The sequence below is a fragment of the Neotabrizicola shimadae genome (genome assembly GCF_019623905.1).
GTDB lineage: Bacteria > Pseudomonadota > Alphaproteobacteria > Rhodobacterales > Rhodobacteraceae > Neotabrizicola > Neotabrizicola shimadae.
On sequence record NZ_CP069370.1, the window covers coordinates 3,285,048 to 3,301,300 of the forward strand.

A 16,253-nucleotide genomic window follows, 5' to 3' on the forward strand; every position below is an offset into this window, starting at 1 on the left:
GGGGCGCGGGACGCCCCGGCGGGGAGGAGAGGTCAGAGGATCAGGGCGTCCATCGTCCATTTCTGGACATCGGTGATGCCCGTGAAGCTGACCGAAGTGTCCTTGTCCAGCTGCAGCAGGGCCGACGTCGCCGAGACGACGAGCTTGGCGCCGGTGAAGCCTTGAAGGTCGATGTGATCGACCCCCAGGGTGAAGGACTTGACCGTGTCCTTGCCCGAACCCGGTGCGAAGACGAAGACATCCTCACCCAGACCGCCGACCAGAAGGTCATTGCCCGAACCGCCAATCAGGCGGTCGCCGTCGTTGCCCGCGGCGAGGGTGTCGGCGCCGGCGCCGCCTTGCAGGGTCTCCTGGCCGGAGCCGCCGAACAGCTTGTCGGACCCGTCGCCGCCATCCAGCAGGTCGCGCCCTGCCCCGCCGTAGACATTGTCGTTGCCGGAGCCGCCGTAGAGGAGGTCATCGCCGGCCTCGCCGAACAGCTGGTCGTTTCCTTCGAGGCCGGACAGGGTATTGGCGTTGGAATTGCCGACGATCTTGTTGTCCGCCGCGTTGCCCTGGCCAAGGGCAGCGGATGACCCCTCGGTCAGCCACAGTTCCTCGAAGGCCGCATCGAGGATGTGGGACAGCGACGACATCACCTTGTCATAGCCGCCGCCGCCCGCTTCCGAAATGACATCCCCGGCATCGTCGATCCAGTACACGTCGTCGCCCGTGCCGCCTTCCATCCGGTCGGCACCGGCCTGGCCGTCCAGCACGTCGTTGCCGGCGCCGCCGACGATCAGGTCGGTTCCGTTGCCGGCGCGCACAAAGTCGTTGCCGTCGCCGCCGTAGATGTCGTCGTCGCCGTCGCCCGCCGTGACCTTGTCATCGCCGCCATAGCCCAGGATGACATCGGACAGGCCATCGGTGCCGTCGATCACGTTGCCCTCCTTGTCCATGTAGCCGACATGCATCTGGTCGTTGCCTGCGGTGCCGTCCACCGGCGAGGGCTGGACAGTGACGAAGGCGGTGTCTGCCGTGCCCTTTTCATCGGTGATCGTGTAGGTGAAGACCACGGACGCACCCGTCGCCGAGGCGAAAACCGAGACCGTGCCGTCGTCGTTCAACTGGAGCCTGTCGCCGGAGGGCAGCGCGACGACCTGGCCGGGCTTCACCTCGACATCGTTCAGATGGGTGATCTGGACGCCCTTCCTTCCGATGGTGCTGTCATTGGCGAGGAGGTCGATCACCGTCTCGCCCTTGGTGGCGATCGTCACGAGGTCGTCCTTGGCGATCAGGGACGTCTGCACGCTGTCTGCCACGATGAGCAGGGCGCTGTCGTAGAGGCGGTCTCCGGCATCGGCGATGCCGATCCGGATGCTGTTCACCTCGCCGGGCTTTACGGCGGCCTTCAGGGTGAGCACGACGGTCAGACCGTCCATTTCGGTGTTCACCACACCTGCCCTGTTGTCGATGAAGAGATTGGCGTTCGAGCCGGTGTTGATGTTGTCGATCGAGATGTCGCCGTCACCCAGGGCGAGTTCGATCTTCTGGCCGTTCACCCAGATGCCGACGGCATCGTTGAAGCCGGATTTCACCCATTCGAGGTATTCCTCGGAGGCAAAGACCAGCCGCATGGTCAGCGTGTCGCCCTCGGGCACGAATTGAGACTCGAGGAAGGCGCCGTCGAAGGTCTTGACGCCGGCGATCTTGGTGATGGCGTCATCACCCGTGACGCCCTTCGTCTGGGCCGTGCGGTCCGAGACCTGGTTGCTCGCGCCAGAGCCGTTGGTGAAGGTTGCGGCATAGCCGGTCGACAGGATGATGCCTTCGTCCGAGGGGACGGCGCCGTTCGCGATCTTCTCGCCATCCTCGTAAATTCCGGCGGAAAGCGGATCGCCCTTGTAGCTCGCCGAGATCACCTTGATGCCGTCGCCGAACATGGTTTCGGCCAGTTTCATGGCATCAAGGCCGGTTTCGACCGGCAGCTTTGTCGCGCTGACGGGCGTGGTGGACGTGATTGGAGAGGTCATTGCCATACTCTTTCTGGGGTTGGGAAAGGGGGTGTTCAGTAGGCGCCGCGCCCGGAGATCACGGCGGAGAAGGTCTGCAGCAGGCAGCGCAGATCGACCGTCAGTCGCGGGTTGCGGGCGTAGTCGAGATCCAGCTCGACCATCTCGTCGAAGCCGATCTCGGCCCGCCCGGAGACCTGCCAGGGCCCGGTGATGCCAGGCAGCACGGCAAGCCGGCCGAGCGCGCGTTCGGGATAGGCTGCGACCTCTTCGGGCAGGGCGGGGCGCGGGCCGACCAGCGACATCTGGCCCGCGACCACGTTCAGAAGCTGGGGCAGTTCATCCAGCGAGAGCCGGCGCAGGATGCGCCCCACCGGCGTTACGCGGGGATCGTTGCGCGACTTGAAGCAGATGCCAGCGCGGTCGCTTTGCGCCAGAAGCGCGGCGCGGCGCTCGGCGGCGTCGCGGTACATGGAGCGGAACTTGATCATGCCGAAGGGGCGGCCGCCGATTCCGATGCGCCTTTGCACGAAGAAGACCGGGCCGGGGCTGGACAGCCGGACCGCCAGTGCGATCAGCAGGAAGACCGGCGCAAGCGCCAGGAGACCGGGCAGGGTCAGCGCAAGGTCCAGAGGGCGCTTCCAGGCGGGGATGGGGCGGGCGGAAACCGACCGTGACGGCGGGGCGGGCTGGGCCACGGAGATCGCGCGATGCGGGGCGCGCGCGGGAAGGGTCATGCGGGAAAACGAGGGGGCAAACATCATGATACTCGGGATGGGCAGCGTTCGGGGATGAGGGGAGGAGGCGGAGGGCCGCCCGGTCAGAGGCGGAGGGCGGGGTCATTGCGGCGCGCATGGGTCAGCACCGCCGCGCCGCCCTGGCGGGGCAGCCGGTCCAACCGCGGTGCAAGGCTTTCGAGGTCGGCCTTGCGGTCCTGGGGACGCAGTTCGACGAGACCCAGATCGACCACCGACAGGACAAGTTCGCTGGTCAGGCATTCGCGGGGGCTGGGAATGGCGATCAGCACGACATCGCGGCTTTCGGCCAGTGCAGCCAGGCTGGACCTCAGCGCCTGCACACCGATGCGGCCGGCGGATAGGCTGGACTGCGCGCCCGACGGCAGGATGTCGAGCCCGGAGGGAAGACGGACAGGCGCGACCTTCCGGCCCGCCAGGCATTCGCGCCAGCCTTCGGTGCCAGGCGCGGTGCAGCTGGCCGAGGGACCCGAGCCTTCGGGGTGGCCATCGACCAGAAGGACGCGGCTTCCCGAACGGGCGAAACTTTCGGCGAGCGCCATCGCCAACTCGCCCCGCGCCCCCGGCGCCGGGCGGGTCACGGCGATCAGGCGGGCTGCGCCCGGCGACTGGGGCACCCGCAGGGGCAGGAGTTGCAGGGCGTTCCGCAGACGGTCGACGCCCTGGTCATCGGTCATGGCCTGAACGAGCCGCAGGTCGGCCGGGATGTCATCGGAATAGCGCAACCTGCGGCCGGTCAGACCCAGGCCGAGCGCCAGCAGGAAGGGCAGAAGACCGCCCGCCGCCAGCCCGCCTGCCGCCAGCATCTTGCGGTCGTCCTGCGCCGGTTCGGTGGCTGCCGTGGCGGGGGAAAGCACGGCCGAATAGCCCGGCAGCGCGCGGCCGGCCTCGAGCCGGATCACCTCGAGGGCGTCGCTGGTTTCTTCGAGCAGCTTGCGCGTGTCCTCGGCATCTTCCTGCAGTGCGGCCAGTTCCGCGCGCTTGGCGTTCAGGTCGCGCGCTTCGGCGCGTGCGGCGGCCAGCTGCCCCGCGATCTTGTCGAGGAGCGCGGCGATCTCGGCCTCGCTGGTCTTCGGGTTGGACGAAGACGTGTCGGTCAGCGCCCCCGTCTGGCCCAGCAGCTTGATCTGCTCGCGCCGTTCGGCCATGGCGCGGTCGATCACCGCGATCTGTTCGCGCTTGTCGCGCACCACGGCGGCGCGTTCGGGGTAGCGGGCGGTCAGGGTCGCCAGTTCCGCCTCGCGCTTGGCGCGGTCGAAGTTCAGGTCGGCGAGCGCCCGATCCAGCAGGGTGGCGCGCATGATTTCGGAATCGGACATGTCCGCCGATGATCCCGAGGCGGCGCGCATCGCGGCGAGCGTGGCCTCGACCTCGGCGCGGCGCGCGGCCAGCGCGTCGATCTGGGCAACCTTCTCGACATGGGCCTTGGCAAGCGCCTCGGGGCCATATTCGGCGCCGACCTCGAGGATGCGGGCACGGATCGCATCGCGGCGCGTCTGCAGGGCCGCCTCGCGGGTCTGGAGTTCGTGCAACCGCACCTGCGACCGGCCGGCCTCGGCCTCGGCCTGCAGGGCCAGGTAGGAGTCCATCACGGCCGTGATCTTCGCGGCGGCGAAACCTGCATCGCGCGACAGCGTGTTCAGCGTGATCAGGCTGTCCACCCGCTTGATCTCGATCGACCGGCCAAGGTCATCGGCGGTCATGTCCCCGGCCATTTCCGGCCAATCGGCGGCGAGGGCGGCGCGGGCGCGCGCCATCACCGGGGCAGAGGCGACCGAGGTGGTTTCGGCCTTCACGAAGCTGTCGAACGTCTTCAGGACGGAGTCGTCGCCCGTCCGGTACAGGATGTTGGATTCCTGCGGGAAGACGCGCAGGATCGCAGCGCCGGAATAGAGCGGTGTGCCGGAGAGCCAGCCGGCCAGGCCAAGCGCCGGGGCCAGCAGGGCGGCCGCCGCCGAGGCCGCCAGCCAGCGGCCCCGCATCATGCGCCCCACGGCCCGAAGGGGCGAGCCGGCGCTGGCTGCGGGGTCGCCGGCCGGCGCCAGGTCGGCGCGGTCGAACTCGATCTCTGTCAGGGCGTTCATGGCTGCACCACGCTTTCGCGGGTTGTGGTGTCCCTCTCCCACCGGCGCGCGGCGGAGCGGGGCTCCAGCGCCAGGAGAAGCCGGACCCAGGCGGCGACGCCCAAGAATACCGCCAGGTCGGGCCACCAGGCGGGATGCGCCAGGGCCGCGCGCAGCATCGGGTGCGCGCCTTCGCCCGCCGGTCGTGCGGCGCGCAGCGCCCGGGTTCCCCGCAGGCTGCGGCGGCGCGTGCGGATCAGGGCGGCCAGGGTCCGCGGCGCGCGGGCGATGAAGCGGCACTCGGAGGCAAGCGCAATCTCGTCGGGAGCGAAGCTGCGGCGGATATGCTCGTCATCGGCGGTAACGGGGGGGAGCGGGAACACGCGCCGGACGCCCATGGGGGACAGGGCGAACAGACCGCCGAACTTGCCGCGGGCGAAGTAGGGATTGCGCGCCCAGGCCCGTGCCCAGGCCCGCACCGGCGCGGAGGCCCCTTCGGTGGACAGATCCATCCGTCCGCAGGCCGCCAGCGCCTGACCTGCCCGGAGGGGGGCAACCAGGGCCAGGACATCCGCCGCGCCGACCTGCAGGTCTGCATCCAGAACCACGACCGGAAGGCGGGGGTCGGCATGGGCAAGGCCCAGGTTCAGCGCATGGCATTTGCCGGGGACCGGCGTTTCCAGGACCAGGGCTTGCGGTGCCGCCGCCCGCGCCACAGCGGCCGTCGCATCGGTGCAGGCATTGGCGATGACGACGATGCGCAGCGTTTCGGCAGCCGGGGACGACAGGAGCCCCGACAGGGTGCGTCCGATCACGCCGGATTCGTTCCAGGCCGGCACGAGCACGGTGGCGACAGGATGGGTCATGGCCGGGCCTGTGGGTACTGGTCGGCCCAGATGAAGGACCGGACGGCCTCGATCAGCTGGGGCGGCGCCACATCGGCGCCCCGGCCGGCCTGCACCGGCGGCATGGACATCGCGCGGTTCAGCGCGGTGCACAGGGCCTGGGTGTCCGCCGCCACCGTGACGTTCGACAGGCTGGCCATCTCGGCCGCCGTGTCGATCTGGTGGTCGTTGCGGTGTTCGCCCAGATCGGCACGGCGCGGCATGAGGATCAGCGGCTTGCCGGTTTCCAGTGCGGTCAGGATCGTGCCCATGCCGGCATGGGCCACCACGACGCGCGCGCGGGCCACGGTTTCGGCGAACTGGCGCTGATCCATCTGCGGAAAGGTCCGCATGTGATTGTAAGACGCGCTGGTGCGCCCGGTCTGGGCGACCACCTGAACCGAGGGATTCAGCGCGGCCCAGGTGTCGAGAGCAAGCAACAGTCTATGGAAGGGCAACTGCGTGCCCACCGTGGCGAAGATCATCGGAGTGGTTCCTTGAGGGCTTTACAGCACCGCGCCGCGATAGGCGGCCCCGGTGGCGCGGGCGACGGCGGGCCACTGGCTGAGCACCAGGTCGGCCACTTTCTGGGACAGCCGGGCCGAGACCGACAGCTCGCGCGCATTGGCGATGGAGTCGATGAACAGGGTCCGCGCGCCCAGGAGGCGGGCGAAGCGGATGGCAAGGTAGCCCCCGGCGGCGCCGGTCGAGACCACCACGTCCGGGCGGACGCGCAGCACGATCACGGCAAGCGTCAGGGCAGCCAGGGCCAGGCGCAGGGGCGTGTCCTTGTTGGCATCGGGATAGAGATGCACGGGTGCCGGAGCGACGATCTCGGCCGCCGAGCGGTCCACGGTGGCATAGTGCACTTCGGCTTGGGCGAAGGCCGGGCGCAAGCGCATCAGTTGCACCCAATGTCCACCACCGGAGGCCACGGCCAGGATGCGGCGGGGGCGCGGAGTGGCGGCCGCACGTGACGCGGGCCTGCGGGTGGACAAGAGGGGGATGGAGACGGTCATATCAGAGTTCCCGAGGTTTTCTTCTGGAAGCCGGTTTACACCCGAGGGCGCCCAACCACATGCAATCAAAAGGGAATTCCTGCGGTGCGGGAGGATGGGCGTCCTATCCTTGCGGATAGACCCGGCATCCGGCGGGGCAGGACGGCCAGCTCTTCGTAGAGCGCGACAAGCCGGTCGGCCTTGGCGCCCCACAGCCCTTCGGCCGCGACCTTGGCGCGCGCGCCCCGACCCAGGGCCGCCGTCCGGGACGGATCGGCATGAAGGTCGCGGATTGCCCGGGCGATGGCGGCGGCGAAATCGGGTGGCGTGCGCACCGGCAGGCGCAGGCCGCACCCGTCGTCCACGATGAAATCGGGGCCGCCGCGGGCGGCGGTGACGACAGGCAGGCCATGGCGCATCGCCTCGTACAGGACACCCCCCGCCGGTTCACGGAAGGACGGGAAGACGAAGACGTCGTGGCTGGCATAGAGCGTCTCTACCTCGGCCCGCGAGACGCGGCCCAGGAAGGTGATGCGGTCCGCGACACCGAGCGCCGTGGCTTCTGCCCGGCAGAGCGCGATTTCCTCGCCGGCGCCCGCGCTGGTCAGGGTGAGCCCCGGCAGATCGGCGAGCAGCGCCATCGCGCGGACGGCATCGCGCAGTCCCTTGGTCCGCACGCCGCGCCCGACATGCAGCAGGCGCAGCTGCCCCGGCTGCGCCGGGCGTGTCACGGCCGGGGCGAGGTCTTCGATGCCCAGTTCCAGAACCGGCTCGAAGCGCCGAAGCGGAATGTCGCGCAACACGTCGCGCACATAGGGCGCCACGCCCAGGACGCAGGCGGCGCGGGCGTAGCTGGCGCGCAGCCAGGGATCATGGCGGAAGCGGAATGCATCCAGCCTGCGCAACCGCGTGAAGAGCGGGGCTGATGCGGCCTCGGCCCGGAAGGCTGCGGGGGTATCCAGGGCGCCGCCGAGGGGGCCGATGACATAGGGAATGTCGAAGTGCCTGAGCGGCGAGGCGTAGCGGGCGGCCTGCGGCATCAACTGGTGCGCGATGTCGAAGGTTTCGCCCTGCGCCAGCGACGCGGCGATCCAGCGGCGCACATGGGCGGCGAAGACCGGCCAGGCCGGCTTGAGCATGGCGTTCAGCCGTTCGTGCCGGGTGGCCCAGGCGGGTTCGGGCCAGGTCACGACACGCGCGCCCGGAAGCTGCGCCGCAAGATCGGGGCGGCCCGGGCGCTGGAAGGCCAGCACGGTCAGGTCCACCCGTTCGGCCAGCGCGCGGGCCCACTGGAAGGCGACGAAGGCTTCGCCCACGTCGGTCGCATCCATGTTCGGGGCGATCAGCAGGGCCTTCATGTCCGCTTCTCCCTTGGCCAGGCCTGGCCATAGTCGGCGATGACCCGGGCGAAGTGGCGGGCGCGGGCCTGCGCGCCCGGTCGGCGGGCGAGCGCCAGCCCGGCCCAAAGCGCGCCGCGCGAGGCATTGAACACCGCCAGGAGCGCATAAGCCGCAAGACCGGCCGCCAGCCCGCCATGCTTGCGATGCAGGCGGACCGTGCCTTCGGTCAGGAACAGGTCGCGGCGGTGGTCGAGCCGGCGGGCGGCGCCGCCGCCGAAATGGACGATCTCGCCCAGCGGAACGAAGTGCACGCCCCAGCCGGCACGGACGAAGCGGCGGCACCAGTCGGTTTCCTCGCCGTAGAAGAAGAAGCTCTCGTCCAGCGGCCCCACGTCGTGCAGCGCCGCATGGCGCACGAACATCGCGCAGCCCGAAACCGCGGGCACCGGGGCTGCGTCCTGAAGACCCAGGTTCACCGGACGGCGCCGCCGAAGCCCCAGCGTCTGACGGGCCAGATAGCGAAAGCCGGGCCAGCCCTTGACCGAATCCTGCACCGTGCCGTCGGCATTGAGCACGCGCGGACCCAGCACCCCGGCCCGGGGGTGGGCATCCAGCCATTCCACGGCGCGCGGCAGGACGTCGCCGACAACCAGCGTATCGGTGTTCAGAAGCAGCAGATGCCGCCCCCTTGCGACCGCGAGCGCCTGGTTGTTGGCCGCCGCGAAACCTCGGTTATGTGCATTGGCGATCACCGCGACTTCGGGGAAGTCGGCGGCCAGCATCGGCAGCGATCCGTCGGACGAGCCGTTGTCGACGACGATGATCTCGATCTTCAGCCCTGCGGCACCGGCCCGCAGGCTGTGCAGGCAGTCGCGCAGAAGGTCGCGTGTATTCCAGTTCACAAGGATGACTGTGAGGTCCATTTCGGTCTCCGTTTCCTGGCGCCGGAGTTATCAGAAGAGCCGGGCCACGGGTGCGCGCGGGCGGATGGGCATCGCGGGCAGAGGGAGTGCGCCGACTATCCTTTTGCGCCGCGTCTGCGGCACAGGTGCATCGACGAGCCAGGCGCCGGAGCCGATGAGGAAGAGGAACAGCACGAAGAGCGCGTTCCACAGATGGACGGTCGCTGCCGCCACTGCGATGCCGAACAGGGTGAAGGCCCAGGCGTGGCGGGCGCGCTTCCAGGGTTCGGGCAGGCCCCGGCGCCGGGCCGAGGCAATGACGAGGCCCAGAAGCAGCCCCACCAGCATCGCCCAGGCCGGCAGGCCGTGGCGCATGGCGATGAGCAGCCAGAAATTGTCCATGCTGTCCGACATCCAGACAGGACGCTGCCAGTCGCCAAGACCGATGCCGAGGAAGGGATGGCGCGCGACTTCGGCGGTGCCGAATTCGAACAGAAGGATGCGGTTGTAGGCCGAGGTGGTCGAAAAGGTGAAGTAGGTGACGAAGACGTGGAAGGGGGTGCGGTTCGAGAAGAGGTCGATGCCCAGATACACCAGCGCGAAGAGGCCGAGCAGCATGAGCCAGCGCCCCTGCACGCCCCGGAAGGCGCGCTCCCAGGCTGCGACGAAGCCCTGCATCACCAGAACGACGAGCGGACCGCCGGAGCCGGACAGAAAGGTGGCAAGACCCACGCCCGCCACCTGGGACATGCCGCGCAGGTTCGTCAGCCGCTTTTCGGCAATGACGAACCAGGCCATCGAGAAGGCGGCGGCCGAGAACACCCCGTACAGGATCGGGTGGTCGAAGGGGCCGAAGGTCCGTTCCAGCCCCATGCGTTGTTCGATGAAGGGCGCGGGGGCGCCGCCGCTGATGGCGGCCAGCCCGTCATGCAGGATATGCACCGAGGTCAGGGCTTCGGGCAGGGTGAAGGCCACCATCGCGACGACGGTCAGCACGAAGGCGCGGGCGAAGGCGCGGAAATCCTCGTAGCTGCGGATGTAGACCCGGCCCATCAGCCAGGCGCCCGCGAACTCGACGATGTAGATTCCGCCCGACTCGATCCCCTGTTGCAGGCCGCCCCAGCGGATCAGCGAGGCCAGCGCCAAGAGGCAGTGACCCAGCACCAGCGCATCGAAGGTGTTGGCCCGGACGCGCCTGCCGGACAGGAGCATCATCAGCATCGGGACGAACATCGCCAGCAGCACGATGCGATAGGCCGACAGTCGCAGCCCCCCGAGCGAGATGCCGACCGAGGTCGGCATCATCATGCCCAGGAAGAACAGCGCCACCGGCCAGGGAACGCCAAGGATCTTGCGGCCCGGCATGGATCAGGCCACCGCCCGGCGCGGCAGCGCGGGGGATTCGACGAAAGTCCAGCTGGCCCAGGCGAAGGGCAGGACGCCAGCCAGCGTTGCCACGGCCAGCGCGGCGGGCGACAGGCCGGGCACAAGATGGATCAGGGTCTGCCCGACCGGCCAGCCGTAGATGTAGACCCCATAGGAGAGGTCGCGCGACAGCGGCCGGGCCGGCAGCCAGAAGGCGAGCATCAGGGCCAGGCAGCCAAGCGCGGCCAGCGCGAATGGCCAGCCGAGGGGCGCCAGGAGCATCAGACCCGCGGCCAGGGGCCAGGAGAGGGGCAGACGGTCGCGCAGGGCCTGCGCCAGCATTCCGAGAGCGAAGGCGAGGAACAGCGGGGCGAAGACCGCCGCGCGACCGCCAAGCCCCGGCATTAGCCAGAGCGCCAGCGCCGCCAGACCCAGCGTCGCGATGCCGGCGATGTGGCGCATCAGGCCGAGGCGGGCCGCCGCCCAGCACAGTGCATAGGCGGCGATCTCGTGCGAAAGGCTCCACAACGGACCATTCACGATGCCCGGCATGGGCGCACGGGCGAAGGCACCGGGGATCTGGTGTTCCAATGACACCAGGGTGATGCCCCGCAGCAGGTACTCTGCCGACTGGGCAGGCGCAGGACGACCGCCTGTCGCGACGGCCAGGGCGAGAGTGACGATCAGAGCAACGGCGAGACCCGGCAGCAACCTCCGCGCGCGGGCGGCCCAGAACGCCCCGGACGGCTGGCGTGCGGCCGAGCCGCTGATCAGGAGCCCCGACAGGAAGAAGAACAGTCCGACCGCCCAACCGCCGAGCGAGTGACCGGTCAGCGCCTCCAGCGGCTCGTCCGTGCCTGCGCCCCGTGCCAGCGGCCAGGCATGGCTGATGACCACTGCCGCCGCCAGCGCCAGCCGCAGGGCATGCAGGTTGTTGCCCCGCCCGGACGCCATCGCCTCGCCCAGGGTCATGGCCGGGACTCCATTTCCACCGGCTGCCAGAGCCGGTTGCGCCAGATGCGGCGCAGGGTTCCGGCGACAGAGGAAAGCTTTGCCCGCAACGGGAGCGCGCACCAGGCCGCGAAGAGCGGCAGGCCGCGGTCGGCGGGGACGGGCAGGCCAACCGCGCGCATCGCGAGTCGGCGGCCCCAGACCGCGCCCTGTGCCGCCTGAAGGTTGGGCTGGGCCCGCGCGATCGCATCGCGTGCCTCGGGCACCGCCACCAGCGCGCCGGCGGCGATGGCGGACTCGATGAGCCGCCGCCCGCGCGCAGTGCGCGCCACGATGAGGGAACGGCCGGCGGCGGTCTCGCCCTCGGGGGCTTCATGCCAGGGGTCGCCCACCGAGATATCGGCAAAGGCTCCGGTGTGATCCGTGCAGATGCGGCAGCGCCAACGCCGGTCGGCCTGAAGGATGCGGCCCCAACCCTCGGCATAGGTGATGCCTCGACTCTCGGTCTCGGCGCCCGAAGCGTCGCGCCAGCGGGCCTGCATCAACCCCGGCCAGCCGTCGCCGCGATAGCGCAGTGCGGTCGGGGTCGCGTCCCCGGGCATCCCCAGATGGTCGAGCAGCCGGTCTGTCGCCCGCAGGTTCGGTGCCCCGGCGCAGAAGATGGCAATGGTCAGGGGCAACTTGCCGGCCAGTGACGGATCGGCCGCGGCAGCACGGGAGACGCTTGCGACGTCACAGGGCTTTCCGATGAAGGCCACGGGATCGGCCCCCGCCGCGATTTCGGCCAGAGCCTCGGCCGGGCTGGCCTGAGCGTAGCGGGAGCCCGCACCGCGAAGCAGATCGGCGCGGGTACGGCTGATGGTGGCTTCGTTCCGGCGGGGATCGTCCTTGCGGGCGGCGACATGGGCCACGCCGCGGGCCAGGCCCGATTGCAGCGCGAACAGCGCCAGCGCGGTGACCGCGCCGCCCGAACTGCCGCGATGGCGGATCTCGTCATCTGCTGCCCAACCCTGCCAGACGGCAAGCACCGGCCCCCAGGCGAGGTCTGTCGCATCGGCACGCGGCAGGCTGCGGTGATCGGCGCCGAGGCCGGCGCAGACCGCGGCTGCCTCTTGGGCGGCGATGCGTCCCCCTTGCGTTGCGGCGACCACCGGGCGGCGGCCATGCACGGGGTCTTCCACCATGCGGATCGCCGCTGGCGTCAAGGCGGCGCAGGCCCCGCAGCCGGTGCACAGGTTGCGCGCCACGGCGCGGGTGATCGGGTCTTGGACAGTCATGTACGGGCTTCCACGGCAGGACGGTGAACAAGGACATCGCGCGCAAGATGAAGGGCGCGCAGGCTGGCGGCGGCTTCGCCCAGGGCGGCGGCGGCGGCGATGGCGGCGAGGGGTGCACCCAGGGCTGCCGCAGCGACGGCAAGACCCAGGGCGCCGGCGCGCCACAGGTTGGCGCGGGCAGGGTCGCCCGTGCGGCCCTGGGCCACGGCCAGTTGCGACAGCGGGGTCCGCAGGATGCGGCCCCCGGCAGCCAGGCCGAGCGCCAGCGCCAGGAGGGTATCGGGACGGAACGGCGCGCCCCAGACCAGAGCGATGACATGCGGCGCAAGAACGGCGAAGGCCAGCGCGAAGGCCAGCGCACCCAGAAGGTGCATGGCGAGCGCAGAGCGGGCGAGCCGCGTCAGGGCCGGGCCGTCCAGCCCGCGCAGTCGCGGCGCCAAGAGCGACCCTGCGGCGCGCCCGGCGATCTGCGATGGCAGCATCGCCAGCTGGAACGCCACGCCATAGATCGCCACTTCGGCCCAGCCGTAGAAGCCGCTGACCACCAGGCGGTCGGCCTGGAAGGTCAGGAACATCAGCGCGGCATTCAGGATCAGCGGACCGCCGAAACCCAGAACCTGCGAGAGCACCGCAGGGTCGAACCTCACGCGCCAGGGATCATGCGCCACCAGATGCGACAGCGCGACCTGCGCCCCGGCCTGCGCCAGGAGGATCGCCACGATGGCGCGGTGATCGGGCAGGACCGTCAAGGCCAGGGGCACCGAGGCCAGCATGACGGCGACCGAGCCGCCCTCGACCGCCGCCATCGGTGCGAGCCGCAGGGCGCGCTCGTCGAGCCGGGCATCCAGATGGACGAAGCCGCGCAGCAAGGGCACCAATGCCAGGGCGGCATGGACGCCGACACCGGCCGCATCGGGCAGCAGCGTTGCAGCCGGCAGGGAAAGCGCCAGCAGGAAAAGGGCGGTCACCGCCCCCCGTACGAGCGCCGCGCCATGCAGCGCGGCCAGGAAATCTGGCGTCACAGCGCCGGGACGTTGCATGAGGAAACGCTCGACCCCGGCATCGGACAGCATCTCGGCCAGACGCAGGACCAGCGTCAGGACCATGACACGGCCCAGTTCCTCGCCCCCGATGACACGGGCCATCAAGGCCGAACGTGCGAGCGCCCCCGCCTCGGACAGAAGCGGCACGCTCCAACCGGCGATCTGGGTGACAAGGGTTTTGCGCATGGCCGGCTCAGTCCGCGATCTGCGCGGCGATGGCGTCCATCTGGCCCTCGGCTTCGGCCCGGAGCGCCGGAAGCCGCTCGGCCAGTTCCCGGCGCGTGGACTCGCGCCGGGCGAGCGATGCCCGAACCGCAGCGGCAAGAGCCGGTGCATCCAGACGGCGCAGGTCGGCGACGTGATCGCCCAGCCCGCAGCGGTCGAAAACCCCTGCGGCCTTGTCGGAATAACCGAACGCCAGCGTGGGCGTCCCCGACGAGAAGGCGCCGATCGTGGCGTGCATCCGGGCCCCGGCAAACCAGCTGAGCCGTGACAGCACCCATTTCAGTTCCATCGCGCCCAGGTCGCCGCCCAGAACCTCGATCCGGTCCGGGTATTCGGCATCCAGGCGGGCCTTCAGCGCCAGCGCCGCGCCGAAGTCGCTTTCGCGGTCGCCGACAGCGCGGTGGACATGCGGCACCAGAAGGAGGCGCATCGCGGGGCCGGAGTCGAGGATTGCCCGCGCCGCGGCCATGGCCTGGGCATCGTGGCGGTCGGCCAGCCCGAACGTGCGGCGCGCCTGTTCGGCATCCTGAGCCAGCAGGCCCGACACGTTCAGACCGGCGACCGGGAAACCGCGGGCATAGGAGGTCCAGACCGCCAACCGGGGCGACAGGTTCATCGGCTGGCGTGCCGGCAGGGCAAGCGCCATGTCGAGGCCCAGGACGTGCCGCGCAGGATCGAAGGACGTGCCCAGCACATCGCACAGGAAGGCATGGCTTGCCGCATCGCGCACCCAGACCGCGCGGGCCGCGCGCAGGATGGCGGTGGCTTCCGCGAGGTTGGCAGGGTCGCGGAACGGACCAAGCGTCTGCGGCAGCAGGATCAGCGGAAGGCCGTTGTCCAGCGCCAGCCGCTTGGTTTCTACCATGGCGCGAAACCGCTTGGCGCCGTAGAGGTCGGTGAAGCTGTCGCCGCCGGACACGTCCAGCACGGCGCGCGACGAGAGGATCACGCGCGCCGACGGGCTTGGCCAGCCGCCCAGCCGCGACAGGGCCCAAACGGTTGTCAGGTTTTCGCTGCGCCAGTAGCGGCGGTGATGCGTGAGGCCAACGCGACGCACGCTGGCAAAGCCCAGATCGGCCGTGCGCACGCCGCGGCCGTGGTCGGCCACCGCCAGGGGACCGACACCGCGGGCAGCCAGCCCGGAGAGCGCCGACAGGCACAGGGCCGAGACCCCCTGGTTCCCGGTATCGGGAGCGGCATTGAGAAGCGTGATCATCGGAGACCTTCCAGACACAAGCTATTGACGGCCGCCGGAATATCCTGTTGCGGTGGTCCTCGTCCGGCAGTCGGCGGCATAGTCTGGCGGGCAAAGGGGTGCCGGGCTGAGCTTCGGGATGGGTCCTTTGGTGCGACGGGATACAGGACTATCCGGATGGATAGGGGCGCTGCTGGCCATGGCCTTGGCCGTTGCCCTGTCTGCCTGCACCCCAAGCCTCGAATCCGGTCGCCTTGTCTCGGACGGCGTGGTCGAGCGCATGGCCGTCTCGGCGCCTGCCGTGGCGCGGTCAGGCGGACCGGCCTGTGGTGGTGCCCGGCTTGCCGCAGGCCAGCGCAGCGCAGGCCCGCCGCCGGGTGGCGGCTATCGCATCGGGCCGGGCGACAACCTGCGGTTCAACGTGTTCGGCGAGGCGGGCCTGACGGACATCTCGGCACGGGTGGATGACGCGGGCTTCGTGCAACTGCCGATCATCGAGCTGGTCGATGTGGAAGGAAAGACAACCCGCGATATCCAGTCCGAGTTGAAGGAAGCCTATGGCGCCCATTTCGTGGACCCCTGGGTGACCGTGGAACTGATCGATGCGGAAAGCGCCCCCATCTACTTCCTGGGAGAGTTCCGCGAGCCGGGCGTGCGCTACATGAAGGGCGCAACCAATGTGCTGGAGGCGGTGGCGCTGGCCGGCGGCCTGTCGGCCGACGCCTATCTTCCCGGCGCCAGGCTGCTGCGCGACGACCGCATCTGCACGGTCGATCTGAACGCCCTGCTGCGCAACGGCGACTTTGCCCAGAACGTCTGGATCCGCCCGCGCGACGTGATCTTCGCTCCGCGCAAGGAAGACATGTCGGTCTATGTGCTGGGCGCCGTGGGCCGGCCGCAGGCGGTCGCCTTCGGAACCGAGGGCCGCACCCTGATGCAGGTGCTGACGATGGCGGGCGGGCCGGTGCCGGGTCAGGCGCTGCTGGACCAGATCCGCATCATCCGCACCAATTCGCCGACCCAGGGAGAGCTTCTCGTCGTGGATGCCACCCGGATGCTGTCCGGAAAGGGTCTGGATTTCCCACTGCAGCCGGGTGATGTCGTCTTCGTGCCGCGATCGGCGCTTGGCGACTGGAACGTGGCGGTCGGTGAAATCCTGCCGAGCCTTCAGCTTCTGGGCGGGGTTCTGGTGCCGATCACGCTGATCGAGACCTTGACCACGGAATGACCAACGGCTGCCATTCTCTCGCCATGTCGTGCGGGA

Annotated in this window: 14 protein-coding genes; 1 reads left to right on the top strand and 13 read right to left on the bottom strand. The window is 69.9% G+C overall.

The genetic code is table 11. The annotated features are described in order from the left end of the window. Positions 1–32: 32 nt before the first annotated feature. The 13 genes from JO391_RS15975 to JO391_RS16035 all read right to left on the bottom strand — a co-directional run bounded on the left by JO391_RS15975 (position 33) and on the right by JO391_RS16035 (position 15,010). Positions 33–2,012 carry a choice-of-anchor L domain-containing protein gene (locus tag JO391_RS15975; protein ID WP_220661435.1) on the bottom strand — a complete coding sequence of 660 codons (1,980 nt, stop codon included), beginning with the start codon at positions 2,010–2,012 and terminating at the stop codon, positions 33–35. 35 nt (positions 2,013–2,047) lie between these two features. Then, the gene (locus tag JO391_RS15980; protein WP_310795041.1) at positions 2,048–2,728 is read right to left on the bottom strand and encodes a sugar transferase; all 681 of its coding nucleotides are present in this window, start codon (positions 2,726–2,728) and stop codon (positions 2,048–2,050) included. Positions 2,729–2,811: 83 nt separating this feature from the next. Continuing rightward, positions 2,812–4,830: a hypothetical protein gene (locus tag JO391_RS15985; RefSeq protein WP_220661437.1), complete on the bottom strand. Its 2,019-nt coding sequence runs from the start codon at positions 4,828–4,830 to the stop codon at positions 2,812–2,814. After that, complete coding sequence (locus tag JO391_RS15990; protein ID WP_220661438.1) at positions 4,827–5,675, bottom strand: glycosyltransferase family 2 protein; 849 nt, start codon at positions 5,673–5,675, stop codon at positions 4,827–4,829. Before JO391_RS15990 ends, JO391_RS15985 begins: the two co-directional genes overlap by 4 nt. Further along, positions 5,672–6,178 (bottom strand): glycosyltransferase, encoded by a 507-nt coding sequence (locus JO391_RS15995; RefSeq protein ID WP_220661439.1) that lies wholly within the window; start codon positions 6,176–6,178, stop codon positions 5,672–5,674. Before JO391_RS15995 ends, JO391_RS15990 begins: the two co-directional genes overlap by 4 nt. Positions 6,179–6,199: 21 nt before the next feature. Then, positions 6,200–6,712 carry a UDP-N-acetylglucosamine--LPS N-acetylglucosamine transferase gene (locus JO391_RS16000; RefSeq protein WP_220661440.1) on the bottom strand — a complete coding sequence of 171 codons (513 nt, stop codon included), beginning with the start codon at positions 6,710–6,712 and terminating at the stop codon, positions 6,200–6,202. Between the two features lie 65 nt (positions 6,713–6,777). Next, positions 6,778–8,049, bottom strand: coding sequence for a glycosyltransferase (locus tag JO391_RS16005; RefSeq protein WP_220661441.1), 1,272 nt, complete (start codon positions 8,047–8,049; stop codon positions 6,778–6,780). After that, positions 8,046–8,954, bottom strand: coding sequence for a glycosyltransferase family 2 protein (locus JO391_RS16010; protein WP_220661442.1), 909 nt, complete (start codon positions 8,952–8,954; stop codon positions 8,046–8,048). Before JO391_RS16010 ends, JO391_RS16005 begins: the two co-directional genes overlap by 4 nt. Before the next feature lie 30 nt (positions 8,955–8,984). Next, positions 8,985–10,298 (bottom strand): O-antigen ligase family protein, encoded by a 1,314-nt coding sequence (locus JO391_RS16015; protein ID WP_220661443.1) that lies wholly within the window; start codon positions 10,296–10,298, stop codon positions 8,985–8,987. A 3-nt stretch (positions 10,299–10,301) separates the two neighbouring features. Beyond that, positions 10,302–11,270 carry an acyltransferase family protein gene (locus JO391_RS16020; protein ID WP_220661444.1) on the bottom strand — a complete coding sequence of 323 codons (969 nt, stop codon included), beginning with the start codon at positions 11,268–11,270 and terminating at the stop codon, positions 10,302–10,304. Further along, on the bottom strand, positions 11,267–12,526 hold the full coding sequence (locus tag JO391_RS16025; RefSeq protein WP_220661445.1) for a Coenzyme F420 hydrogenase/dehydrogenase, beta subunit C-terminal domain: 1,260 nt from the start codon (positions 12,524–12,526) through the stop codon (positions 11,267–11,269). Before JO391_RS16025 ends, JO391_RS16020 begins: the two co-directional genes overlap by 4 nt. After that, complete coding sequence (locus JO391_RS16030; RefSeq protein WP_220661446.1) at positions 12,523–13,755, bottom strand: oligosaccharide flippase family protein; 1,233 nt, start codon at positions 13,753–13,755, stop codon at positions 12,523–12,525. The genes JO391_RS16025 and JO391_RS16030 overlap by 4 nt, the downstream gene beginning before the upstream one ends. Positions 13,756–13,762: 7 nt before the next feature. After that, positions 13,763–15,010 carry a polysaccharide pyruvyl transferase family protein gene (locus JO391_RS16035; RefSeq protein ID WP_220661447.1) on the bottom strand — a complete coding sequence of 416 codons (1,248 nt, stop codon included), beginning with the start codon at positions 15,008–15,010 and terminating at the stop codon, positions 13,763–13,765. Positions 15,011–15,188: 178 nt separating this feature from the next. Here JO391_RS16035 and JO391_RS16040 point away from each other — a divergent pair, with 178 nt between their 5' ends. Beyond that, on the top strand, positions 15,189–16,217 hold the full coding sequence (locus JO391_RS16040; RefSeq protein ID WP_220661448.1) for a polysaccharide biosynthesis/export family protein: 1,029 nt from the start codon (positions 15,189–15,191) through the stop codon (positions 16,215–16,217). Positions 16,218–16,253: the final 36 nt, after the last annotated feature.